This window comes from Thermanaerothrix solaris (assembly GCF_032334255.1).
GTDB lineage: Bacteria > Chloroflexota > Anaerolineae > Anaerolineales > Anaerolineaceae > Thermanaerothrix > Thermanaerothrix solaris.
Map to the genome: position 1 here is coordinate 1,400,225 of NZ_JAUHMF010000001.1, position 23,765 is coordinate 1,423,989.

22 protein-coding genes are annotated in these 23,765 nt (G+C 54.4%); 3 read left to right on the plus strand and 19 right to left on the minus strand.

From position 1 onward, the window contains the following. Window positions 1-19: 19 nt before the first annotated feature. Window positions 20-2,068 carry an excinuclease ABC subunit UvrB gene (gene uvrB, locus QYE77_RS06460; RefSeq protein ID WP_315624556.1) on the plus strand — a complete coding sequence of 683 codons (2,049 nt, stop codon included), beginning with the start codon at window positions 20-22 and terminating at the stop codon, window positions 2,066-2,068. Here uvrB and QYE77_RS06465 read toward each other — a convergent pair. From QYE77_RS06465 to QYE77_RS06525, 13 genes are all read right to left on the minus strand, one after another. Continuing rightward, on the minus strand, window positions 2,065-2,355 hold the full coding sequence (locus tag QYE77_RS06465; RefSeq protein ID WP_315624557.1) for an acylphosphatase: 291 nt from the start codon (window positions 2,353-2,355) through the stop codon (window positions 2,065-2,067). The two genes, uvrB and QYE77_RS06465, sit on opposite strands and share 4 nt — an antisense overlap. Next, window positions 2,352-3,548 carry a peptidase MA family metallohydrolase gene (locus QYE77_RS06470; RefSeq protein ID WP_315624558.1) on the minus strand — a complete coding sequence of 399 codons (1,197 nt, stop codon included), beginning with the start codon at window positions 3,546-3,548 and terminating at the stop codon, window positions 2,352-2,354. The genes QYE77_RS06465 and QYE77_RS06470 overlap by 4 nt, the downstream gene beginning before the upstream one ends. A 30-nt stretch (window positions 3,549-3,578) precedes the next feature. Next, on the minus strand, window positions 3,579-4,634 hold the full coding sequence (locus QYE77_RS06475) for a HEAT repeat domain-containing protein (protein WP_315624559.1): 1,056 nt from the start codon (window positions 4,632-4,634) through the stop codon (window positions 3,579-3,581). Between the two features lie 13 nt (window positions 4,635-4,647). Beyond that, the gene (locus tag QYE77_RS06480) at window positions 4,648-5,721 is read right to left on the minus strand and encodes a M50 family metallopeptidase (RefSeq protein ID WP_315624560.1); all 1,074 of its coding nucleotides are present in this window, start codon (window positions 5,719-5,721) and stop codon (window positions 4,648-4,650) included. Between the two features lie 72 nt (window positions 5,722-5,793). Further along, the gene (mvaD, locus tag QYE77_RS06485) at window positions 5,794-6,771 is read right to left on the minus strand and encodes a diphosphomevalonate decarboxylase (RefSeq protein ID WP_315624561.1); all 978 of its coding nucleotides are present in this window, start codon (window positions 6,769-6,771) and stop codon (window positions 5,794-5,796) included. 13 nt (window positions 6,772-6,784) lie between these two features. Continuing rightward, window positions 6,785-7,363, minus strand: coding sequence for a class I SAM-dependent methyltransferase (locus QYE77_RS06490; RefSeq protein ID WP_315624562.1), 579 nt, complete (start codon window positions 7,361-7,363; stop codon window positions 6,785-6,787). 143 nt (window positions 7,364-7,506) lie between these two features. Next, on the minus strand, window positions 7,507-7,908 hold the full coding sequence (locus tag QYE77_RS06495; RefSeq protein WP_315624563.1) for a rhodanese-like domain-containing protein: 402 nt from the start codon (window positions 7,906-7,908) through the stop codon (window positions 7,507-7,509). 18 nt (window positions 7,909-7,926) lie between these two features. Beyond that, on the minus strand, window positions 7,927-8,682 hold the full coding sequence (locus QYE77_RS06500; protein WP_315624564.1) for a sulfite exporter TauE/SafE family protein: 756 nt from the start codon (window positions 8,680-8,682) through the stop codon (window positions 7,927-7,929). A 121-nt stretch (window positions 8,683-8,803) separates the two neighbouring features. Further along, window positions 8,804-10,594, minus strand: coding sequence for a glycoside hydrolase family 2 protein (locus tag QYE77_RS06505; RefSeq protein ID WP_315624565.1), 1,791 nt, complete (start codon window positions 10,592-10,594; stop codon window positions 8,804-8,806). Between the two features lie 161 nt (window positions 10,595-10,755). Next, a complete protein-coding gene (locus QYE77_RS06510; RefSeq protein WP_315624566.1) occupies window positions 10,756-11,832 on the minus strand; it encodes a fatty acid desaturase in 1,077 nt (358 codons plus the stop codon). A 155-nt stretch (window positions 11,833-11,987) separates the two neighbouring features. Further along, complete coding sequence (locus QYE77_RS06515; RefSeq protein WP_315624567.1) at window positions 11,988-12,626, minus strand: protein-methionine-sulfoxide reductase heme-binding subunit MsrQ; 639 nt, start codon at window positions 12,624-12,626, stop codon at window positions 11,988-11,990. Window positions 12,627-12,634: 8 nt separating this feature from the next. Continuing rightward, window positions 12,635-13,588 (minus strand): protein-methionine-sulfoxide reductase catalytic subunit MsrP, encoded by a 954-nt coding sequence (msrP, locus tag QYE77_RS06520; RefSeq protein WP_315624568.1) that lies wholly within the window; start codon window positions 13,586-13,588, stop codon window positions 12,635-12,637. 85 nt (window positions 13,589-13,673) lie between these two features. After that, window positions 13,674-14,279, minus strand: a complete 606-nt coding sequence (locus tag QYE77_RS06525) for a protein-tyrosine phosphatase family protein (protein WP_315624569.1) — start codon at window positions 14,277-14,279, stop codon at window positions 13,674-13,676. Between the two features lie 125 nt (window positions 14,280-14,404). On the opposite strand from QYE77_RS06525, the gene QYE77_RS06530 reads away from it, so the two are divergent. Then, entirely contained in the window at window positions 14,405-15,337 is a 933-nt protein-coding gene (locus tag QYE77_RS06530) for a YihY/virulence factor BrkB family protein (protein WP_315624570.1), read from the plus strand. A gap of 58 nt (window positions 15,338-15,395) precedes the next feature. Here QYE77_RS06530 and QYE77_RS06535 read toward each other — a convergent pair whose 3' ends face one another. Together QYE77_RS06535 and QYE77_RS06540 are read right to left on the minus strand one after the other, a co-directional pair. Continuing rightward, window positions 15,396-16,013 (minus strand): superoxide dismutase, encoded by a 618-nt coding sequence (locus tag QYE77_RS06535; RefSeq protein ID WP_315624571.1) that lies wholly within the window; start codon window positions 16,011-16,013, stop codon window positions 15,396-15,398. A gap of 179 nt (window positions 16,014-16,192) precedes the next feature. After that, on the minus strand, window positions 16,193-16,474 hold the full coding sequence (locus QYE77_RS06540; RefSeq protein ID WP_315624572.1) for a PilZ domain-containing protein: 282 nt from the start codon (window positions 16,472-16,474) through the stop codon (window positions 16,193-16,195). A 174-nt stretch (window positions 16,475-16,648) separates the two neighbouring features. On the opposite strand from QYE77_RS06540, the gene QYE77_RS06545 reads away from it, so the two are divergent. After that, the gene (locus QYE77_RS06545) at window positions 16,649-17,548 is read left to right on the plus strand and encodes a DMT family transporter (protein WP_315624573.1); all 900 of its coding nucleotides are present in this window, start codon (window positions 16,649-16,651) and stop codon (window positions 17,546-17,548) included. 4 nt (window positions 17,549-17,552) lie between these two features. Here QYE77_RS06545 and QYE77_RS06550 read toward each other — a convergent pair whose 3' ends face one another. The 4 genes from QYE77_RS06550 to QYE77_RS06565 form a co-directional block, all read right to left on the minus strand. After that, window positions 17,553-19,514, minus strand: a complete 1,962-nt coding sequence (locus QYE77_RS06550) for an ABC transporter substrate-binding protein (RefSeq protein ID WP_315624574.1) — start codon at window positions 19,512-19,514, stop codon at window positions 17,553-17,555. A 143-nt stretch (window positions 19,515-19,657) separates the two neighbouring features. Continuing rightward, window positions 19,658-21,493: a peptide ABC transporter substrate-binding protein gene (locus QYE77_RS06555; protein WP_315624575.1), complete on the minus strand. Its 1,836-nt coding sequence runs from the start codon at window positions 21,491-21,493 to the stop codon at window positions 19,658-19,660. A gap of 131 nt (window positions 21,494-21,624) precedes the next feature. Further along, window positions 21,625-22,647 carry an ABC transporter permease gene (locus QYE77_RS06560; protein WP_315624576.1) on the minus strand — a complete coding sequence of 341 codons (1,023 nt, stop codon included), beginning with the start codon at window positions 22,645-22,647 and terminating at the stop codon, window positions 21,625-21,627. A gap of 18 nt (window positions 22,648-22,665) precedes the next feature. Beyond that, window positions 22,666-23,721, minus strand: a complete 1,056-nt coding sequence (locus QYE77_RS06565; RefSeq protein WP_315624577.1) for an ABC transporter permease — start codon at window positions 23,719-23,721, stop codon at window positions 22,666-22,668. Window positions 23,722-23,765: the final 44 nt, after the last annotated feature.

Here is a 23,765-nt window from a genome sequence, read left to right on the forward strand (position 1 = left end):
CGGACAAGAAGGGCGACCCATGAAATTCAAGTTGCAGGCCCCTTACCACCCCACTGGCGACCAGCCTGAAGCCATTCGTCAACTGGTCGAAGGCGTGCGGCGGGGATATCGCCACCAGGTTTTGCTGGGCGCCACCGGCACCGGCAAGACTTATACCATCGCCAATGTTATCGCTGAGTTGCAAATGCCGGCACTGGTCATGGCGCACAACAAGACGTTAGCAGCGCAACTTTATGCCGAGTTTAAGCAATTCTTCCCGGAGAATGCGGTTGAGTATTTTGTCTCTTACTACGACTACTACCAGCCTGAAGCCTACGTTCCGCAGCACGACCTTTACATCGAGAAAGAGACCGACATCAACGAAGAAATTGACCGCTTGCGCCTGGCGGCCACCACGGCATTAATGTCGCGACCGGATGTCATTATCGTCGCCTCTGTGTCATGCATCTACGGCTTGGGTGATCCTCAAGCCTATGGCAAAAGTGTCATTGACTTGCAAATCGGCGGCATCTACCGTCGCAACGCCCTGCTGCGCCAGTTGGTTGAGAGTCAGTACCAGCGCAACGATTTTGAAATGCGACCAGGCGTCTTCCGCGTGCGCGGTGATACCCTGGAAGTGTTTCCCGCCTATGAAGAAAAGCGGGCTTATCGAATCACCTTCTTTGGCGATGAGGTTGAACGCATCCAGGTTGTCAACCCCTTGACCGGGGAATTGCTGCACGAACCCCACCAGATCGCCATCTACCCTGCCAAACACTACATCACCGAGCAGGAACGCCTGCAAAAAGCGCTCCAAGACATCGAGAACGAACTGGAAGAACGCTTGGCTTTTCTACGGGCCCAGGGCAAATTGCTCGAAGCCCAACGCCTGGAACAGCGCACGCGATATGACCTGGAAATGCTGCGCGAGGTGGGTTACTGTTCGGGCATCGAGAACTATTCGCGCCACTTGGATCAGCGTCCGCCGGGTTCACCACCCTGGACGCTCATGGACTACCTGCCCAGCGAATATCTCTTAATCATAGATGAATCGCACATGACCATTCCTCAGATTCGCGGGATGTATCACGGTGATCGCTCGCGCAAAGAGGTACTGGTGGAATATGGTTTTCGCTTACCCTCGGCGCTCGATAACCGCCCCCTGACGTTTGAAGAGTTTGAACAGCGCATGGGCTACACTATTTACACCTCCGCCACCCCTGGCCCTTACGAACTAGAACGCGCCGACCAGGTGGTTGAACAGATTATCCGTCCTACCGGCTTGCTCGACCCGGTCGTGGAAGTGCGTCCTACCCAAGGGCAAATTGACGACCTGGTCAAAGAGATTCGCCACCGCGTCGAACGAGGTGAACGCGCCCTGGTCACCACACTGACCAAACGCATGGCCGAAGATCTTGCCGATTACCTGATGGAACTTGGGATCAAAGTGCATTACCTGCACTCCGAGATTGATACCTTGGAACGGGTAGGCATCCTGCGTGACCTGCGCCTGGGAGTCTTTGATGTCGTGGTGGGTATCAACCTGTTGCGTGAAGGGCTGGATCTGCCCGAAGTTTCGTTAGTTGCCATCCTAGACGCGGATAAAGAGGGTTTTCTGCGCTCGGCTACGGCACTCATCCAGACCATCGGTCGTGCCGCCCGCCACGTGAACGGACATGTCATTATGTACGCCGACCGCATCACTGAAGCCATGCAGCAAGCCATTGATGAAACCAACCGCCGCCGTGCCAAACAGATGGCCTACAACCGTGAACATGGCATCGAACCGGTCAGCATCGTTAAAGCCGTGCACGATTTGACTGAACGGCTGAGCACCACTGCCGTAGCCGAAGGGCGGGCCGAATACACCGCCGGCAGGGCTGCCCACCGTGCCGCTTCTGCCCGCGAACTGCGGCATCTGATTACCGAACTGGAACAACAGATGAAAACTGCCGCCAAAAACCTGGAATTCGAGAAGGCAGCCATCTTGCGGGATCAGATTTTCGAGTTGCGCGCCCTGCTAGCCGAAGAAAGCAACCTTCCGCCGTGGCAAAAAGCGCGCCTATTGGCCGGCGAGGAAGCGTCTTAAGCGGTGGGCCGAATCTCAAAACGACGGAATTCGCCGCTGGCGGCTGACCATTCCACATCCACTTGGGTCACCACAGCAGAACGGGGCCCACGCCGCAGGTAATCCAGCAGGGTTTCCAGTTTATCTCGCGGCCCCTCGGCCACAACTTCGACATCCCCATCAAACGTATTGCGCACCCACCCAACCAACCCCAGGGCAAGGGCACGATCCTGCACAAAGTATCGGAACCCAACCCCTTGTACATGGCCTTGAATTCGGGCATGCAGACGCATTGTCTCCATGGTCATGGTTCCTCCTTTTGGGGAAGATGCGAATGACGAGGAAAAGAACCGCGCAAATTGAACAGTACTGGGAGCATGATCAGTGCTCCCAACACCACGTAGGGCCACAGGTGACGCCAGGCTCGCCGCCAGGGATTGACCCCCAGGCTATCCTCCAACCACTCCCGCTCCAGTTGCGCCAGTGATAAACCCAAACCAGCCTGTACCCCCTCCTCACAACCCAAGCCATCCTGATAAGCCCGGGTCAGGGTAGTGAGGCCACTTCGGCCAAAACGCTCTTGCAAGTAACGCACAAATGAAGCCGATTGGGCATAGGCCAGAAAAGCCGCAGCAGACTCGCGCGGAAAGGCTTGACACAGGCTCGACAATGCCAACAAATGATCCTCTTGGACAGCCCGATCAAGCGCCCGCTGATAGTCCGGGTTAGGATAGAGTTCGGCCAACGAGGCCATCCCTTCAGTTAGCCAGAGCGGTAGTTTTCCATAAGCCTCCCCCATTAGCCGGTACTGCAATAGATGAGCAATTTCGTGCGGAATCTGCCGTTCCATCTCGGCAACCTGATCCGGGCCAGGTGAGATGGCCACCAACACGATGCCCGTTTCAGGGCTGGCATGACCCGCCAACCACGGCGTACCGCTCAAGTTCAAAGCACTTTGCAGGCTTTGAATATCGGGGTAGAGATAAACCTGCAGCGGGGAGGGAGGCTCTACATCCAGCAGGGATTGCGCACTTTTCAAACCGTTTTGCGCCGCCTGAAGTGCTGCCCGCCCAAAGGTAAGATCTCCCTCTACCCACCCCACCTGAATGCCCGCTTCTTCCAGGAATTGCCAGTTAAAGCGATCATCCGCGTAGATAAACTGATAGCGAGGGCTTTCAACCACTTTTCCATCCGCCAGCCGGACTTGAAACCAGTATGTGACGTGGGAAAACGGCGTCAACCTGCGCCCAACCAGTTCCCAGTTATATGTTAATTGCCCGTCCGGAGCTGGCATTAGGGCTACCGTCAAGGGCGGCTGGCCCTCAGGTGCAATCAGCAACACAACCTCTTGCGCTGGAGTTGTAAGGCGTAAATGCGCCTGAAAAAGCACGCGCTCGCCAAATATCGGTTCCGCAGAAGCCTGTTCTATAATAGTGTCCCCTACGACCTGAGGCCACCCCAGACTCTGCCACCATAATATCGCCACAACTAACCAACCCAATCGCCTTACCTCCCCACTGGGGGTTTTGCTTCAATTCAGGCGCGCCAGCATATCCTCATCCAGATCCTCTTCATCATCCATTTCGGATTCGAGGTCAATGATGTGATCGAGGTCTTTCTCATCCTGGATTTCGAATTCAAACATGCCAAACGGCATCACACCCTCGTTGAACGACAGGTTATCCAGGGCATCCTCGATAAAGGCAGCTTCGTCATCATCCTCGGTCTCTGCCAGAAGGCGCTCCAAAGCCTGTTGGACCCCCTCACCGCCAATTTGCGAGAGCGACCAGATCGCCGCCATGCGCACCTCTTCATCTTCGATGCCCTCTTCCAGCATATTGAGCAACGGCTCGCGGGCCTCTTCGACCTCCAACTCACCCGCCGCGCGCACGGCTTCTAATTGCACATCGAAATCGGGATGATCCAGCATGCGCACCACATGCTGACCCCAAGCCGGGTCTGCCGAGCGCCCCATGGCGAAGAGCGCGCTGGCAATCCAGGCCGGGTCGTTGCTGGTGTAGGCACGCAGGATCAACGTCGGCACTTCCTGGCGGCTGGAAAAACCCAAGGCCTCCAACGCCCGCCACTGAACCAACGCCGAACGATCTCGGCTCAACGTGGACAGTAAATGATCCTCGACCATGTGCAAGGTGGCCTCAGGAAGTTCTTCTACTTCACCCATATAGACAAACTGGGCTAACGTAGAGGCTGCCTGAGCACGCACGATCTCGTCGTTGTCCTCTTCCATCATTTGGATAAACTTGTTAATCAGATGCGGATCCTGACATTCCCACAGCAAACTGAGTGCACCGGCACGCACCCGCGGTTCCTCATCATCCAGGGCGAACTTACTCAATTCATCAAACGAGACCAGGGTATCCGCCTCAGCCAGCATTTCCAAATCTTCCATCAAGGCGACGCGGCGTTCTACCGGCACCTGCCCCCACACCTTTTTCAAACGCTCCAAGTCCTCTGGGCTGAGATCCGAGAAACGGTGCAGAAAGCGGGCCGGAAAAGGCTGGTTGGTATCCAACAGGGCCGCTAACACCTGGTCAAACGAAACTTGCTTGCGTGGTTTTTTCGACATTCCTTTCCTCGATCTAGGGTAACGTAATTGGATTAATAATATCCTGGGCAGTGATATACAGGAAGAGCAGTATCAGCAACACAAACCCAACCGTATGTACCCAAGCCTCATACTTCGGAGGTACGCGTTTGCCAATCACCAATTCCGGCAAAACAAACAGGATGCGCCCACCATCCAGGGCTGGGATCGGCAATAGATTGGCAAACCCCACCGCCACCGAGATCAGGGCCATCAGCCGCAGGGTCAGGGTGGTTTCCACCGGGCTTGCCCCCGCCTGCTCATTTTCAATATCACGTTCGCGGGCCTGGGAGAAGATGGTATAAATCCCCACCGGGCCGACTACCCGGCTTTGTTCGGGGGGTACCTCTCCTCGCACGGCTGCAATCAGCGAGCGCGGGATTTGCACCAAGCCCTCCCAGGTCGCTTGCGTTGCCCAAGGCAGAGTCTCAAACCATGAGGTGACCGGCCGCCAGGGCGTGACCATGCGAATGCCGAGTGCCCCTTGCCCCGGCGGTGGGTTTAGACGCGGAGTTGCACGCAAGGTGATTTGCTGACCGGTGCGCTCCACGACCAGGGTAATCTCTTCCCCTCGATGCTGGGCGATGATCTGACTTAACTGAGCCATGCCAGTGATGGGAACGTCATTTACCTGACGCACAAGGTCGCCGGGTTGGATACCGGCCAGAGCCGCAGGCGAATCGGGTTCCACGTAGTCCACCATCACCTTGGTAACCTCAGGCACCCCGGCGCGCAGGAAAAAGAGACTGAAAAGCACCAAACCGGTCATCAGATTCATAAACGGCCCGGCCAATAGCACGGCAATGCGCGCTAGCGGTTTGGCATTGATAAAGCCACCGGGCACGCTGGGATCATTTTCACCCGAAAGGCGCACAAAAGCGCCAAAGGGAATCCAGTTTAATGTGACTTCGGTTTCACCCACTCGAAATAAGCGTACCAAACGCGGCGGAAACCCAAACCCAAACTCTTCCACCCGAATGCCAAACAATCGCGCCGCCAGATAGTGCCCGAATTCATGCAGAAACAGTGTCAGGCTGAAAAAAATCAGAAACTCTAGAAAGATCATCATCCTACCTTTAGATTAACAAGTGGTGTGCACCCTGATTATATCGCTTTTAAACCATCAGAGCAAAAGTCGCGTCTATGCCTCTGTCTCAATCAACCTGGCTGCGCCACCTACACCTGCCACAATCACCTCTTTCACCCCCGAGAAAGCCTTTAAGCGTGCTTTCACAGTCTCGGCATCTTGCGGTAAACAGATCACGTGCACGTTTGGCCCAGCATCCAGAGTATAGAAAGCTGCTACCCCCTCACGGCGCCAAGCGGTTACTGCACGCATCAGGTCTACCGAGGTCCCTTGCCAGTAGATCAAGGGAGGATGAGAAGTCATCATCACGGCATGCATCATCATGCTGTCCTGCTCGGCCACCTCGGCCAGGGCTTCAAAGTCACGCCGCAGGATGGCCTGGCGGGCGAGGCGAAGGCGTCGCGGCGTATCCACCACCCGCGCCGATTGAAGCGGACTGGTCGCCGCCAACCTGTGCCCTTCGCTCGACCCTACTGCCTTGTGGGTTGCCTCTATCACCGCCACACAGTCTATTAAGGGCCAATGCTCGGGTGGAGCAATCGAAAACGCATACGAATCGGCATCACCACGACCGGGCTGCCATTCCACAAACCCCCCCGGCACCGAGCGCGCTGCCGAACCTGAGCCACGCCGTGCCAGCCGAGAAAGGGTGGGCTCATCCAGGTGCAATCCCAACGCCGCCGTGGTTGCCAACGCCAGCGCCGCAAAGGCAGCCGCCGACGAAGCCAACCCAGCCCCGGCAGGAAAGTTATTTTCACTTTCCACCCGAGCAGCCAGCGCGACCCCCGCCCAGGCGCGTATCAGATCCAGAAACTGCACCACGCGATCGCGAGCACGTCCTTCCAAGAATTGACCATTGAGCCAGATTTGATCGTGAGCCAACGTTGGATCAAACTGCACGCGGGTGCGGGTCATGAGACCGGCCAGATTCATTGAGAGTGAACCATTCGCCGGTAAACGCAGTTCCGGATCACGATTGCCCCAGTACTTAATAAAGGCAATATTCGGGTGGGCTAATGCCGTGGCTTGCATTGTTTCCTTTCCCTTACACCACTTTCTCGGCAAGGATCAGGTAAGCATCTTCGTGCTGCCAAGGGGATTCGCGCATTATAAAACCGGCCTCTTGCAGATGGCGGCGAATTAATGCCGCCGGCAGGCGATGGGCACGGGGTGGACCATCCTCATGAACGGCATCCGGGCGCCAATCCAAAATAGCCACCCGCCCCCCAAGGCGTAACACCCGCAACATATCACGCATGAGATGATCTATGGGTTCAACCTCATGCACCACAAAAGCTGCCCAAATCAGATCTACACTTGCCGCTGGAAGAGGAATGCGAGGCAATTCCGCGCACATGGTGTGCACCTGCTGTGGGGGATGACGCGCAATGAGTACATCCAACATTTCGCGGCTTCCATCCAGCGCCCACACCGCCCCACTGGGAGTAACCAAGTCGGCCAACGGAAAGGTCCAAAATCCCGGACCACAGCCCAGGTCCACGACCACCTGCCCCGGCTGCACGCCAATGGCACGGAGCAAAGCACGCGGATGCCACTTGGCTTCGCGCGAGGTATCCAGCAAGATAGCATGCTTTTTCGGATCAAAACGTTTTGAATCGGCCACGCGGGTTAAAAATCACCTTTCTCCTGAGTCTCAAAAGAATTATAGCCCGAAGATGCTTTCCCGGGAGATGGTAGAGTTGGTCCAAACAAAAAAACCTCGCCCGGTTTATAGAGCGAGGGAAACACCTACGGAAAGTTAAGGTTTCAAGCCGATTGACGCTTTTCGAGATATTTACGCAGTTTTCCGGGCATCAATTCGGCCGTCAATTCGGCATACGTCCCCTTAAAGATGCGCACATTATCGAAGCCCTTACTGCGCAAATAAGTAAAAGCCACATTGGAGCGATCACCCCCTGAACAAAATGTAGCAACCAACACATCGCGGGGAATTTCCTGCCACCGTTGAGGCAACTCGTGAAGTGGGATTGCCATCGCAAACGGTAGGGCCAAGAACCGTTGTTCTTCCGGAGTGCGTACATCAAGCAACACGGCTTTCCCCTCTGCCCATAGATCAAAAAACTGGGCCGGGTCTATTTTATGATAGCCATTACTCCAAAACGTGAAGTCGCGTCCGCTCAACCATTCATCTAAAGAAATCTCAGACATTTTTATGACCTCCTTTATTTAGAAAATAAGATCGAAAACCATTTTCAGCGCAATCAACCAGAGTAAGACACCAATGATCCGTTTAAGTTGCTGGCTGGAAAGACGGGTCTTCATCCAATACGACCCTACCAGCGAACCAGCGCCAGCAGCAAGCGCCATGATGGCAAGAAACCGTGGCTCAAGCCCACCCAGGCTTACATGACCGAGAAAGCCCGAGAACGATGAAAACACAACAATCATTGCCGTGGTGCCAGCCGCAATTTTGGGGTCTAATCCCATCCAAGCCAAAACAGGCAAAATAAAATTGCCGCCCCCAACCCCTAATAACCCGCCCAGGAACCCGGCCACGATCCCAATACCAATCCCTACCCCTACTTCCACCCAGGATATGAGAGGCTTTTGACGGGGTTGAGGCGAGTAGAAGAGCATCATAAAGCCCGCAAATACCAGGAATGCCGCAAACAGAGCCAGCAGGATATCTCGCGCAACGTAAGGGGTTAATCGTGCTCCAAGGGGAGCGCTTATAACTGCCGCCAGCATGATGGGAATTCCCATCCGAAAATTAATCAACCTGGCCCGGCCGTAATTAACCGCCGCCATGAAGAGACTAACCACGTTTAGTAGAAGCGCAATTGGAGTTGCTTCTGAAAGCGGTAATCCCATGTAGTAGAAAAAAGGCACAAAAAGAAAAGCCGCCCCTAGGCCAGCCATAGCCAGTAATCCGGAAAAGACAAAAACCACACTTGTGGAGATCACATAAAACCACACATTCATATATCAAGCAACCTTACCAAGATAAAGTATTGCCATTATATCTGCTTATATAAATATTTGAATATGATATTCATCCTATTTTTGTCCCCTTTTCTCACCTTCTTACGGGTAACCTCCCCTCTCAGAGTCCGGGGTCTGCTTTTGTCATCAACCGCTTGTGGACGGCTCGCAATCGCTCTGCGTCCATCTTGAGCACCGCCCGGTCATACGTCATGTAACCGTTCACCTCAATTTCCACATCCGTGGTTTGGGTATAAATAGCGGCAGATAGCCCGGCCTCGACCCAGGGGCGCAGTTGTTCATCCACCAAGCGCTCGTAGGCTGCCGTCAAATCAGGAATGGTCTGGAAATGCTTATACCCAAAGCGCTGGCGCGGGTTCCAGAGGTGGTTACAAATCTCCAGGCTGTAACCCCCAAATTCCGACAGCACCACGGCCCGCGTCGCTGTGGGGGGAATGGGTTTCAGGGGTTTGCCGTAGATATGATAAGAGGCAAAATCCCCACCCCCCTGGTCATACCAACCGCTGGCGTGATCCACTAACCGAGTAGGGTCATAGGCTTTGAGCCACTCGGCAATGGCACGGGCTTCAAACTGTCCCCACCCCTCATTGAACGGCACCCATACCCCGATACAAGGAAAGTGATAGAGATGATCTACCAACGCCTTGAGTTCACGTTGATAGTCAGCCCGCGATTCGGGGGATTTACGTCCAAAACGCCACAACGCCCGCCGATCATCCTGATGCACCCCCAAGAAAAGCGTCACCAATCCCTCAAACCCGGTTTGCGCTCGCCCGCCGTTAGGCATATCCTGCCACACAATTAAGCCCAAGCGGTCACAGGCATAATAATAGCGGGCCGGTTCGACCTTAACGTGTTTGCGAAGCATGTTAAAGCCCAATTGCTTGAGCAGTTTCAATTCCCACTCCATCGCCTCTTCCGAAGGCGGCGTATATAACCCATCGGGCCAGTAACCCTGATCCAACGGGCCGAACATAAACAGCGGCTCATCGTTGAGGAAAACTCGTGTTCGACCATGTATGTCTTTCCCCAGGCGAAATTCGCGCAAACCAAAATAACTGCTCACGCGATCCTCTTCTGCCGTCACTACCAAATCATAGAGGAACGGCGAATCGGGATGCCATAAACGTGGTGAAGGCAGGGAAATCGCCAATTCACCTTCAGAGGATGAAAGGCTCGCCTCACCATGGCGCATCCCTTCCGCCCATACTTCCACATGTATATCCCGCAAAATATCACTGCCTCCGGCCAGCACTTTTACTCGCACCGCCTGGGCTGCCAGATCAGGGGTTATCCGCAAGCCGGCGATATAGCGAGAGGGCACTGCTTCCAGCCAAACCGTCTGCCAGATCCCTGAAACCTGCGTGTACCAAATGGAATGAGGATGGCGCACTTGTTTGCCTCGCTGTTGCCAATGGGCATCCGTGGGATCCCACACTGCAACCACAAGTTCTTGCTCTCCAGGACGCAAATAAGGGGTAATATCGAAGGTAAACGGCAAATAGCCTCCCTGATGTTTTCCTACCCGCTGGCCGTTGACCCAAACTTCTGCCTCCCAATCCACCGCACCGAAGTGCAGTAACACGCGTTTCCCCTCCCAGGCTGTTGGCACCGTGAACATCCGCCGATACCATAAGCGCTCCTCGGGCTGAAGCGGACGCATCACCCCCGAAAGCGCCGATTCGATGGGAAACGGCACCAAAATCTCACCTTTGAAAGTGGGAGGAACTGCCTGTGCTCGCGGCGCAATGCCGAACTGCCAGACCCCATTCAGGTTCAACCAATCCTCCCGCACCAACTGGGGACGGGGATATTCCGGCCAAACACAATCGGGGCATAAGGCCTCACTCCAGCGCGTCATCAAAGGAGCACGTTGTCGCTGCCAGACCATGGGTTCTTGTTCCTTCCACGATGGTTATGAGTAAATTGAATGGTTTCCTCGCAACCTAAACCCCAACTGGGCGAATTGCCTCAATGATAGCACAGAAAAACGCAGACCGGCTAACACTTCATTAGCCGGTCTGTGCTGAACACCCCAAAAGAGTGGCATTACTATGAGGAATTGGCTGAAGCCGCTTTCTTCTGCCGCCGCGGTTCATCCGCCCGCTCGTGCTCGACCTTGGGGAAGCCCTCCATGCGATAACGCGACTTGTTATACACCTTGAGGGTCACGGTGCGCAGGCTCTCAGGAATCGTGACGACGCGTGCCCATTTTTGCAAAATCGGCGAACGATGCTGACACTCGGCCAGGAAATAGTTTGGAATGCGCGGGCTAAGGTGATGGATGTGATGATAACCGATGCTGCCGGTAAACCACTCTAATACTCTGGGGAGTTTGTAGTAGGATGCCCCTAATAATGCCGAGGCCACGTAGTTCCAGTTCTCGGCCCGCTCCCAGTAAACATCTTCAAACTGATGCTGAATGTAGAAGAGCCAGATTCCACCCGTGCCCGCTATCCAGATCACCGGGAGTTGGATCATGAGATACGCCTTCCAACCTACCAGCGCAATTAGCCCGGCGGCTAATGCTACAATGCCCAGGTTGGTCAGCCAAACGCTACGCATTTGGCGCTTGCCGTAGCGCGGCAAGGGTAAACGATGCATGATCAGGAACATAAATATTGGCCCTAAAATGAACATGACCAGGGGATTGCGGAAGAAACGATACCCCAGTTTCTCCAGCCAGGCCTTTTCATAAAACTCTTCAAGGGTGAGGGTAGTGACATCGCCCACACCGCGTTTGTCCAGATTTCCGCTGGTCGCATGATGAATGGCATGGGAATGCCACCACTGCTCACCAGGGGTAAACACCAGGATTCCTAACCAGAATCCCACCGAGCGATTAAGGCGGGTAGAGGGGAAAAACGAATTGTGACCACAATCGTGAAAAAAGATAAAAACCCGGACCAGAAATCCTGCTGCCAAAACTGCTAAGCCCAACGTCAAGGCATATGAGATAGCCAAACTGCGGTACATGAGGTACCAAAGTAACCCATAGGGAATAAGGGTATTCGCCAATTGCCAGATGGCTCGACGGGTATCGGCATGCTGAAAAACCGCTATTTCCCGATTGATCTCACTTAATTTAGGCAAAGCGGCAAGTCGCGCATCACGGGTCGTTGTCTCCATGGGGTTTTCTCCTTTTTATTCGGTCATGGATACTCTCATTTTATGGTACACCCCCCGCATCCACACCGCCCATGTGGAGCAATTCAGTCATATTTCAGGTCATACGTCCGACCTCATGGACACATGTCTACTCCCTCAGCGCGTGTCAGTCCGTGCTATCCTTGACGTAACTTCCGGATGACCACACGAAGCAAACGCGCCCCCAACACCACGCCCATCCCTACACCGACCAGGAGCGGTTTCCATACATCCCCCCGCAACTTCAACGGATCACCCTTGACCACCAACCCTAAATGTATCAATGCCAGAAGTGCGCCCAAATAAACCCAGCGATGCAGGTGCTTCCAGGTTTTTCCGAGCCAACGTTGAATCCAGTGCGGCGAACTCAACGCCAGAAGAAGCAAGATCAGGAATGCCCCTGCACCATACCATAAATAGGGTTTCTCGCCAAATTCACCACCTAACCAAGCCCAATTTAACCCGTAATCTACCCCAACATAGAGGCTAACATGGAGCAAAGCATATCCAAACGCATAAAGTCCCAAGGGACGCCGCCAACGCCCGATCCAGACCCAACCGCGCCACCAGCTCAACGGTGTGCAAGTCAGCGAAGCCAGCAGCAACAAAATAGCCGCATCCCCACTCCGTTGTATGGCTGCCTGTAAGGGATTAACCCAATATGCCCCCCACGCCAAATTGATCCCCAACCAAAACAGAGGCGCCAACCCTAAGGCATGCACCGCGGCCAATCGCCACCCCCGTGCCCTGGTCTGCTGGGTCAGACCTTTCATCATGGCCCGGTTCAATAGTTTAACCGCAAATCCATCCCCTGATACAACCCCGCCACCTGCTCCGAATATCCATTGAAGAGCAAGGTGGGACGACGCTCACTCTCGCCAATGCGCCGCTCAGTGGCCTGTGACCAACGTGGATGCGGGACATCCGGGTTGACATTCGCGTAGAAGCCATACTCTTGCGGTGCCACGGTTGACCACAATGTGGTAGGTTGTTCTTCAGTCAGTTCGATCCGCACAATGGCTTTGATGCTCTTAAATCCATACTTCCAGGGCACAACCAAGCGTAACGGGGCGCCATTTTGCGGCAAGAGCATTTGCCCATACAGCCCCAAGGCCAGGATGGTTAAGTCATGCATGGCTTCGTCCAGGCGCAAGCCCTCGGTATAGGGCCAGGGGAACAGGCCGGTTTTCTGCCCCGGCATGTGTTCCGGATCATAAATCGCCACAAAACGAACGTAGCGCGCACTGCCCATCGGCTCAACCCGCTCCAACAACTGGCGCAGGGGGAACCCCAACCAGGGGATCACCATAGACCATCCTTCCACACATCGCAACCGATAAACACGTTCCTCCAGCGGAAAAAGACGCAAGATATCTTCAATCCCCAGTGTCTGCGGTCGGTGCACCAAACCACCGATGACCACGGACCAGGGCTGGTAAGGAAAATCACGCGCCAAATGAGCTACAGCCTGCTTGTCGGTTGAAAACTCATAATAATTGTTGTAGTTGGTCACTGCTTCAAATGGCGTCAGAGGATCACCTAATTCATCCGACGTCCCGGTAGCCTGGGGAGTTATTCCGGCCCTATCAGGGAACGACTCGCGTGACGGGGGCAGACACGCGGCCAGCGCAATGCCCGCCGACAGCGTTAGCGCGCTTTGCAGAAAACGGCGCCGAGAAAGATAAAGGGCCTCCGGCGTGATCTCAGAAGACGGGGGTATGGGGTATTCTAAACGCACTTAACCTCCTTTTCCGCCTTCATTATAGCGAATTTGGAGATTTTTAGGTTTAATTTGTCAATACCCTTAGCGCGGTTTTTACAACTTATGCGAGCGAGGATGTGCGTGCTTGCTCAACCCACCACCGTGCAAAACGCTCGACCTGCTCATACTGCGCCGCAGTGGGGCGAATGAAAGGCCGAACACGGCGAATAATCGCCCAAGCCTGCTCCACCGGATATCCCAGGCTGACAAGATAAGCCGCTACGAGTGTAGGTGCCCGCCCCACGCCTGACGCGCAGTGGATATAAACCTTACGTCCTGCCTCAATTTGGGAATGAATAAATTTGACCCCCGTGTTCAAATCCTCCAGCGTCGGCGCTTGGTCGTCAATGGTGGGCAAGTGAAGGTAATAGGGGGGTGCCAACCCGGCGGCATGGTCATCAAACTCTTGGCGCAAGTTAACGACTGCCTCAACCCCCCATTGCTCAAGAACACGTTTACCCCGTGCTTTAAATTGTCCTCCCACAAATACCCCCGGTGCAACCTGTGAGAGCCGCTGCAAGGGCCGATCTAGAACCACCCGGCAAAAAAGATTCAGTAGCCACAATCCCGTGGTGCGTACCCCTTGCTCCAGCAGCCGCGCCACCAGGATGCGCATACCCTTGACAACCTGGGATCTTCTCTCAATGGTCACATCGGATTCGGTCACGTTTCACACCCACCAGGCAGCATTTTGTTAGAGAATTGTACCAGATGACAGCCCTTTCAATTCCCAAACCGGGGCGAATATGGTAAATTGGTGGCAGAGACTTAATCGCCCTTGAGTTTTCCGTGATGCCTCTTGACCTATCCCAAAAATTTGCCCGCTACACTCACTTTGCCCAGAATGGGTACCTCAAACTGCGCACGTTATACCGCCGTGCCAACCGCCTGAGCCGCGGAAGCCTGCATATTCTGCGCTTGACCGTCTTGCGCTTCAGCCAAGCCCGCGGGGCAGAAGCTGCCGCCAGCCTCTCGTATTATGCCCTTTTTTCTCTTTTCCCCCTTCTATTGATCCTGATCTCGGTTTTAGGCTTCGTACTGCGCCGAGAGGATGCCTATCAAGTAACGCTCAAATTGGTCATCGAGACCATGCCCGCTGCCCAAAATCTGATTGAACGTACTTTGCAAGAAGTGCTTAGTCGCCGTGGCACTTATGGATTAATCGGTCTGTTGGGAGCATTGTGGTCGGCAACCAGTTTTTTCAACACCTTGGTGCGCCATATCAACTATGCCTGGCAAGGTATTAAGCCCCGCGATCTTATACGCACCCGGCTAATGGCCCTGCTGATGGTGCTCCTCATCATCCTTTTGCTAATCCTCTCCCTCGCTTCAACCCCGCTGATCAACTTCCTGCGCCAATCCCACCTGCCGGTGCGCAACGGCGTCCCACTGGAACAAACCCTGCTCTGGACTGCGCTCTCCACGCTGATACCCTGGAGTTTCACCTTTCTGATGTTCCTGGGTTTATATGCCTGGATCCCCAACACCTCGGTGCGCTGGCGAGCGGTTATATGGGGCGCGCTTTTTGCGGCGCTGGGCTGGGAAATCGCCAAGCGTGCTTTTGTCTTCTACTTGAGCAGTGGTTGGGCGCGGTATGAACTTATTTACGGTTCTTTGGGTACGGTCGTGGTCTTCATGGTCTGGATGTATGTTAGCAGCCTGATCACACTGCTTGGCGCTCACCTGACGGCAACCATTGATCAAAACGGCAAGAACGTCCCATAAACAGAAGCGGGGAAGCCTTTTTCCCCGCCCCTGTTACCATAGTTGTGTTAGGGATTAACTAGCGCGCCTGCTCGTAAAGCCGGCCCACCACATCCCAATTGACCACCGACCACCAGGCCTTAACATAATCGGGGCGGCGCCACTGGTAATTCAGATAGTACGCGTGCTCCCATACATCCAGCCCCAAAATCGGGGTATGCCCTTCCATGTAGGGGCTATCCTGATTGGGTGTGGAATAAACGCGCAATTTTTTATCCCCATCTACCACCAGCCAGGCCCAGCCGGAGCCAAACCGGGTGATGGCCGCATTACTGAACTGTTCCTGAAACGCGGCAAAAGAACCAAACGTAGCGTTAATTGCTTCCGCCAATGCGCCATGAGGTTCCTTCGCTCCGCCTGGAATCATCACTTCCCAGAACAGGGAGTGATTGGCATGGCCACCGCCGTGATTGCGCACCGCGGTGCGAATAGACTCGGGGATTTCGTTAATCCGTCGCAGAATTTCCTCAATTGGATGGTCAAACCACTCGGGCGCACTTTCCAGCGCCTTGTTGAGGTTATTAACATAGGCAGCATGATGTTTAGTATGATGAATCTCCATCGTCCGCGCATCAATGACCGGCTCTAAAGCCGCATAAGCGTATTTCAGTTCAGGTAGTTCGAATGGCTTTCCCATAATCAACAATCCTTTCAGTTTTTCAGGCCCTTTACCAGCCCGAATATATTAGATTTTCTAGATTATATTACTATCATTAGTAAAAATTGTCAACTGTAATTGTCCAAGGTTTTTACAAACCCTCTACCCTTTTGAGTCAAGGGTGCAAATTGCCAACTTGTTTTTGGCAGTGAAACGCTTTATGTAAAATCCACAGCGACGCGCAAGAAATCCGGGGCTCGTTCAAGGCGTACCACCCGCCCGTGGACAATGAGCGGGTCGCTGGCATCCAGATGCGGCACTTCTAACGCTACCTCATCCCCCACGTTCAGAGCCGCATCAGCGGCGGTTAAAAGCAACATTCCCACTGCGCTGACATTAATCGTTTTGGCCGCCGCCAAAATCGGAGCGATGATCTGCACCGGACGTTCCCAGTCAATGCGATTTGCACGCCGTGCATCACCCAGACCAACCACTGGCATCCTCCCAAGGCAATCCCGAATCCTATCGAATGCCCTTTTGTTTATTTATACCACACCTTTGAAACCCTCTGCCTAGTCGCCACCTTGCACCGATCTTTTTTCGGTTATAGGCACTAAGGGGTAAAATCAAGACAATTCCCGCTACACCATCCTGTTTTCCGGAGCATTGCCGCCATGATCATCCCAACTCTAGGCGCTTTGGCTGCCCTTCTGGCCGCTTTTTTCTGGGCTTCTGCTTCCTTCTTATTTGCGCAAGCCGGGCGTTGGTTGCCCCCGCTCCACCTTAACCTCTTCAAAGGAATCTGTGGTCTAGCCCTGTTAGGATTAACCCTTCTGGTCCTGCCCGGAAACATGACCGCATTTACCCCCTCTACCCTGCTTTGGCTGGGGTTGAGCGGCCTGATTGGGATTACCCTGGGGGATACGGCTTACCTCGCCGCATTAAATGATCTCGGGCCGCGCCACACACTGCTTTTATCCATCCTCGCACCGCCGATGACGGCCTTGCTCAGCCTGATCCTCTTGCACGAGGCCCTTACCCTTTGGGCCTGGGGAGGCATTGCCATCACCACTGCCGGCGTAGCGTGGGTGATCAGTGAACGTACATCCGAGACCCACGGGCAGACCCCGGTACGCTGGCGCGGGGTTATTTGGGGACTCACCGCAGCACTGGCTCAATCCGGCGCGGTCATTCTCTCACGAGCAGTCTTTCTTACCACCTCGGTCAACGCCCTACAAAGCGCCGTCATTCGTCTAGCCGCCGGAGTGGTTGGCCTGCTGCTGTGGATGATCCTCACGGCTCAAATACGACTAGAAATTAGCGCCCTTAAGGTCCAACCCCGCTTTTGGGGTTATGCCTTCGCTGCAACGTTTTTAGGCACTTACTTAGCCATGTGGCTGCAACAAGTGGCTCTCACCTATGCCGCCGCCGGTATCGTCCAGACTCTTCTGGCCACCAGCCCGATTTTTGTCCTCCCTCTAGCCGCCTGGCGCGGGGAGCGGTTAACACCGCGTGCTGTCCTGGGTGCAATGGTGTCACTGCTGGGAGTGTGGTTATTGTTCCAGCCGATTTAAGGCCTTATTGCGGGCAATTCGGTAGACGATCCAACGCCTCTAGGTTCCAAATATCACTGCGACTGCTTCGATCAGGAGCTAAGCCGCAGATGTCTGGGCGAGCCGCCACCAAATCTAGCGAAAAATACAGGGGAACCGATGGCAGGGCTTGTAGATAATACTCCTGCACGGCACGCTGGGCGCTTTGATAAGTTTCAATCTCATTGGGATTCGCATCAAGTGCCGCCCGGCAGAGGCGGTCATATTCGGGATCGCTGAATCCCGACAGATTGACACCCAACCAATGATTACTGGCATCGGGAATTTGGCTGCTCAAGTAAAGAAAGCACGGGGAACCTTCACCGCTTTGCCAGGAAAGAGCCGCCAGGTCGAACTTGCGCCCAAAAAGTGGCCCTTCTGGGCCCGGGGCGTAGAAATCTCCGAGGTCCAAGAACTGCACATTGACCCCGATACCACACCCCCGCAAACCTTCGGCCAGAATCGTCGCCACTTTTTGGCGTAAGGGTGCGTTGGTCGTCAGGTAGGTTACTGTCAACAGTGTGCCGTCCAACACATTGGGCACGCCCTGCGCCACGCGCGGGGTAGATGGGTTGGCATCATCATCTATCCAACCCACGGTCTCCAGCAACTGTTGCCCGCGCTGTGGATCATAAGGATAGGGATTCTCAGTGACGAGGGCACGCGGATCGTCAGGGGGATAAAAGCCCACCGGCGCCTGGTTCTGCCCCAGGAATATCTCTTTATTCACCCGCTCCCGATCCAGGCAATAGGCAAACGCCTGACGTACGCGTACATCCCCAAAAATATCCTGGCGATACCCCCCATAGGGGGAATAACCCGCATCATAAGCCGCAGGACGAATGCCAAAAACCAGTTGCTCCCAATTCGGCCCCAAAATACGCCACAGGCGAATCTGGCCCGCTTTTTCGGCTTCCAACACGTCTTTTAGCTGGTTCTCCAACAACACGGTACGATCTACAATATCACAGGCGCCGTGGAGTAAGGCATAGAGATTGTTGTCGGCTTGCTCGCCCAAGAAACGAAACTCCACCACATCAAATTTAGGAAGACCTTCATTGGCCCGAAAGTAGTTCGGGTTGCGTCGAACCCGTAAAACCTCACCAGGCTGCCAGGTTTCGATCAGGTAGGGTCCCCAACCCAGCGGGTATTTAGTACTTACCTCAGCACTTAGCAACGTTTTAGCGGTGTAATTACCCCAAATGTGCTGCGGGAGGGGAATAAAGAAGAGCGCCGCATGATCACGGGGGAAGTAGCCGGATTTTCCCATCCAGAGCACCGTTTGTGCATCTAGGGCTTGATACTCCGCAGTGCGATCAACGTAAAACTTCGAGGTGGGGGTTTGGGGGTCGGCGGCTAAGCGATACGAAAAGACCGAGTCCTCCGCAGTCAGGGGTTGCCCATCCGACCAGGTTACACCGGCACGCAGATGGAAGGTGATCCGCAGGCGCGTCATTTCCAGCGGTGTCGTGCCATCCCAGGTTTGGGCGCACCCTTCATCCCGGCATCCCGCCGGAAAAACCTGAACACCCGCTTCCAGAGGCACCACCTGACCTTCAGCATTGACAACCTCATCCCCGGCTTTGACGGTGATGCGTTCTTCAACCACATCGCCATTATCTCGGGTGGGCAAGCGCTCCAGGATTACCGGCGTCGGTTGGCCGTTGACCCAATCCACTGGTCCATCATAAATGGCCTCTAAGACATTCCACATCGAACGGCTATTGCCCCCGTAAATATATAGCGTTTGTGGTTCCTCACCCAGGCACACGGTTAACACCTTGGGGGGTTGAGTTGGAGTGGGAGAAAACGTGGGGGCAGATGTATTGACAACCGTTGGCGTGCGCTGGTCAGGGGTTATCCCAGCCGTTTGACATGCCGTCAGGATAAGGGTCATAATCACCCAGACGCCTATCCGCCTGCGCCAATCTGTGAAAGTCCCGATCATAAGATTCTCCGCAATGATGGTGCCTTTCAGCCCTTTTATCTGAGAGAAGGCTTCCCCATTATAACCACAATTCTCGCACCGCGTTAAAAAAGGCAGCCCCCGGCTGGCCCAGGGGCTGTCAAACGATCCAAGCGAGTACCCGCTCAGGACTTGATATCCCACTTCTCGTATCGGTCATACCCGGTGATGGAGGGTGTATCCACCACCCGCGGGCTGACCAGAACCTTATCCGCATACCAGTAAAGCGGAAGGACTACCGCAGCTTCATTAACCAGAATATTCTCGGCATCCGCATACAACTGCATGCGTTTCTCCGGATCCGTTTCTCTGGCCGCTGCCTTCACCAACTCGACAAACTTGTCATAGAGCGGGTTACTCCCGGGCGTATAAACGATCATTCCTTCGGCGTTTTCAGCTACCGGCCAGTTCACCACGTCCTGGTAAGCCCCAGGTGTGCCGTTATTATCGGTAAACACCTCGCGCAGGAAGTTATTGGCATCGGGGTAATCCTGCACCCAGGAACCGCGATAAATGTTCTCATTGCCTGCTTTGCGTTGCTTCAGGTAGACCTTCCATTCTTGATTGGTCAGTTTGACATTAATCCCCAGGGTCTCTTTCCACATCGCTTGCACGGCCTCGGCTTTACGCTTGTGCGATTCGCTGGTGTTGAACATGAGCGTAATATCCAACTGATCAGCGGTGAGGCCCTTTTCCTTCAAATACTCATCCAGCAATGCCTTAGCCCGCTGGGGGTCATACGTGAGGCCCAGATTGGGGAATTTCTCCGGTTTGGGAGCACCCGCGACACCCGGATGCGTGAACCAGCGCGCCGGTTCGCCTGTCTTGGTCACATTCTTGACCAACGCCTCACGATCCACGGCCAGCGCCAACGCCAACCGCACCCGCACATCATCGGTGGGGGCCTTAGTGGTATTGAAGGCGTAGAATTCAGTCCCAAGGGTATAGGTGTTACGCAGCATATCTGCGTATTTCGGATCATTGAGAATGCGATCCAGGTCACCTGAGGGGATGCCCGACACATCGAGATTACCCGTTTCAAACTCGGCTAAGGCACCCGAAGTATCCACCAGTTTCCAACGCACCTCATCAATCTTGGGTGAGGGTACAACTGCATCACCTGGCCAGAAGGGGTTCTTCACAATGGCAATTTCAGAGTCGTGTACCCACTCCTTGAGCGTAAACGGCCCATAACCCTGGTAGAAGCCCGTCTCCGTCCAGCGCTCGCCGCGCCCTTCGGTGCAATCATCCCCATCAATAATCCACTTGGGCTGCGCATGAGCCACCCACAGACCAGCAATGTTGAGGTTATACACCGCCGGCTCAACGAACGTGATTTGCAACGTCTTGGCATCCAGCGCCTTGACCCCGACAGTACTGGGATCCTCGGTTTCCCCCTGATTGTAAGCCGCGGCCCCCTCAATGCCGTACAGCACGTATGCATAATCCGAGGCCGTGGCCGGGTTGAGGGTGCGCAAAATGCCATATTCAAAGTCATAAGCGGTTACATAGCGTGGGTTACCCTCACAATCCAGCACCTGCTCGACCTCTTTCCCGTTGTAACGCACCCAGGGCACGCCCTCTTTGATCGTAAAGGTGTAAGTTCGCCCATCATCCGAGGTCTTAACATCCGTGGCCATTGCCAGTTCCAATTCTGCCGTCTGTTCGTTCTGACGTGTCAGCCCCACCGTCATCTCGTCAATGAGTTGTATAGAAATGACATCCACCGCCAGCGCCGTATCAATCGTGGGAATATCCCCTGGACCCCAAGCCAGGCGCAAGACTTTACGCTGCTCGGCCGGTTGTGTGACCTGGGGCGTGGCGACGACCACTTTAGGCGTCCCTTCAACCACCACGGTCTCCACAATGACTTGCGGGGTGGGTGCAGTGGGTTGGCAGGCTGCCAACACCAATGTAAGGGCGAGTAAAACACTCAAGGCCATCCAGACTTTAGTACGCATTGCAACCTCCTCCTTTGGGAATTAATAGGATAAGCCGCCCTGAGAGTTGGCAAATCCCTCAGCGCGGCGGGCTAACGACCTCAATTCTTAGGGTGCGAGTTCTGGAACTACGAATAAGCCCCTCTAAAAGATCACTGGGTTCCGCGCAGGCGCGGATCAAGCGCATCGCGCAAGCCATCGCCCAGGAAGTTGAACGCAAACATGGTGATCGCCAGCGCTAACGCTGGGAAAATGGTTTGGTTGGGGTAGGTGCGGATAACTTGAGCGCCCTCGGAGATCATGGAACCCCAGGAAGGCGTGGGCGGGTTGACACCCAGCCCAATGAAAGAGAGAAACGCTTCCGTTGTAATGTAGCCGGGGATTGCAAGCGTCTCCGCCACCACCAACGGACCAACGATATTGGGCAGAATATGGCGGAACATGATACGCAAGTCAGTAGCGCCAATGGTGCGGGCTGCTTCAACAAATTCCTTCTCGCGCATCGAAAGCACCTGTCCACGGGTGAGGCGCGCCATCGTCTCCCACGCCGTCAGACCAATTCCAATGAAGATAAACAACATGCCCCCCATACGCGCATCTAACTGGCTGATGCTGTAGGCAAATGTGCCTGGCTCAGGTCGTGCCAACGTAGAGCGGAAGAATGCCATGAGCAGGATGATAAACAGCAACCCCGGGAAGGCGTACAAAACATCCACGATGCGCATCATGATGTTATCCAGGCGCCCCCCAAAGTACCCCGAAATACTGCCGTAAATCACGCCGATAAAGAGGCTAATGAGAGGTCCGATCAGCGCAACGGTTAGCGAAACACGCGTCCCGTATACGATCCGGCTGAAAAGATCACGCCCCACATAGTCCGCCCCTAAAAGATACTTATCCGAGATTTTGGCATAGGGCTGCATGGTAGGGAACACCTTAAGCATCCAGGCCGGAACCTTGTTCTGATCCACCAGGGTCTGCTTTTCATAAGGATAAGGGGCGATCTTATCGGCAAAGATTGCGGTTAGGTAGAGGATTAGAATAATCACCCCGCCGATCACTGCCGCGCGGTTACGCACCAACCGGCGCAGGGCATCTTGCCACAGGCTTTCGCGTTTTGTGGTCAGAAGAACATCCTTTTGGCTTGCACGATCCAAGGTTACAGGCTGAGCCATACTCTCTCCTCGAAACGCTTAATCATACCGGATGCGTGGATCCAGGTATGCGTATACGATATCCACAATCAAGTTGGCAATCACCAAAATCACCGCATACAGCAGAATAGTGCCCATGATCACCGGGTAATCGCGATTGGTGATACTGGTGACAAAGTAACGTCCCATGCCCGGAATACCAAAGGTAACCTCCGTGACAAAGGTCCCGGTAACCAAAGCGGCGAACAGCGGCCCCAGGATGGTGACCACTGGAATTAGCGAATTCTTGAGTGCATGACGCACAATGACCAGCGACTCGCGCAATCCTTTGGCCCGCGCCGTGCGAATATAATCCTCGCGCATGGTTTGGAGTAAACTGGCGCGGGTGAGGCGGGCAATAATGGCTGAAGAACCTAACCCTAATGCTACCGACGGCATAATCGCATAGCGGAAGAACTCGGGGCTCAAATCGCGCGGGAAGATACCCAACACAAAGGGCGGTTTAGCCCCCCACCCTGTCGGTGGAAACCATTTCAGGGTGACTCCAAAAATCCAAATCATAAGTGGGCCCAAAATAATGACGGGTACCGAAACCCCAAAAATGGCCACACTCATCCCTAGATAGTCAAAAATGGTGTTCTGTTTCAATGCCGCTAGAATCCCCAACGGCATTCCGATGATGATGGCGACCAGCAAGGCCATAATCCCCAGTTGGGCAGAAACGGGGAGTTGTTGGCGAAAGATATCGTTAACGGTGCGACTGCGTGATGAATAGGTCGGGCCAAAATTCATCCACTTAAACCACACATTACCCAACTTAACGGTAATTAAGAAATCATCATCTACACTACCTTTGGGTGGAACAGAAGTTATCCGCGGGATAAAGACATCGTACATGTAGCGCCCATATTGCACCAATAAAGGTTCGTCCAAATGGTAACGTTTGTTCAAGTTTTCAAGGATTTCGGGCGGCAAGGCTTTTTCGCGATCAAAGGGCCCCCCCGGCACTGCATGCATTAGCCCAAACGTGATCGCCGATACCACAAATAGCACCACCAGGAGATAAATCAAACGCCGCGCAATATATCGGCCCATTCACTCACTCCTAAACAAATTTCGCTCATAGAGAAGTGGAGGGG

Coding starts and splice junctions, on each gene's coding strand:
- uvrB (WP_315624556.1), top strand. CDS start 20: ATGAAATTCAAGTTGCAGGCCCCTTACCACCCCACTGGCGACCAGCCT.
- QYE77_RS06465 (WP_315624557.1), bottom strand. CDS start 2,355: ATGACCATGGAGACAATGCGTCTGCATGCCCGAATTCAAGGCCATGTA.
- QYE77_RS06475 (WP_315624559.1), bottom strand. CDS start 4,634: ATGTCGAAAAAACCACGCAAGCAAGTTTCGTTTGACCAGGTGTTAGCG.
- QYE77_RS06480 (WP_315624560.1), bottom strand. CDS start 5,721: ATGATGATCTTTCTAGAGTTTCTGATTTTTTTCAGCCTGACACTGTTT.
- mvaD (WP_315624561.1), bottom strand. CDS start 6,771: ATGCAAGCCACGGCATTAGCCCACCCGAATATTGCCTTTATTAAGTAC.
- QYE77_RS06495 (WP_315624563.1), bottom strand. CDS start 7,908: ATGTCTGAGATTTCTTTAGATGAATGGTTGAGCGGACGCGACTTCACG.
- QYE77_RS06500 (WP_315624564.1), bottom strand. CDS start 8,682: ATGAATGTGTGGTTTTATGTGATCTCCACAAGTGTGGTTTTTGTCTTT.
- QYE77_RS06505 (WP_315624565.1), bottom strand. CDS start 10,594: ATGGTCTGGCAGCGACAACGTGCTCCTTTGATGACGCGCTGGAGTGAG.
- QYE77_RS06510 (WP_315624566.1), bottom strand. CDS start 11,832: ATGGAGACAACGACCCGTGATGCGCGACTTGCCGCTTTGCCTAAATTA.
- QYE77_RS06515 (WP_315624567.1), bottom strand. CDS start 12,626: ATGATGAAAGGTCTGACCCAGCAGACCAGGGCACGGGGGTGGCGATTG.
- QYE77_RS06530 (WP_315624570.1), top strand. CDS start 14,405: ATGCCTCTTGACCTATCCCAAAAATTTGCCCGCTACACTCACTTTGCC.
- QYE77_RS06535 (WP_315624571.1), bottom strand. CDS start 16,013: ATGGGAAAGCCATTCGAACTACCTGAACTGAAATACGCTTATGCGGCT.
- QYE77_RS06540 (WP_315624572.1), bottom strand. CDS start 16,474: ATGCCAGTGGTTGGTCTGGGTGATGCACGGCGTGCAAATCGCATTGAC.
- QYE77_RS06545 (WP_315624573.1), top strand. CDS start 16,649: ATGATCATCCCAACTCTAGGCGCTTTGGCTGCCCTTCTGGCCGCTTTT.
- QYE77_RS06550 (WP_315624574.1), bottom strand. CDS start 19,514: ATGATCGGGACTTTCACAGATTGGCGCAGGCGGATAGGCGTCTGGGTG.
- QYE77_RS06555 (WP_315624575.1), bottom strand. CDS start 21,493: ATGCGTACTAAAGTCTGGATGGCCTTGAGTGTTTTACTCGCCCTTACA.
- QYE77_RS06560 (WP_315624576.1), bottom strand. CDS start 22,647: ATGGCTCAGCCTGTAACCTTGGATCGTGCAAGCCAAAAGGATGTTCTT.
- QYE77_RS06565 (WP_315624577.1), bottom strand. CDS start 23,721: ATGGGCCGATATATTGCGCGGCGTTTGATTTATCTCCTGGTGGTGCTA.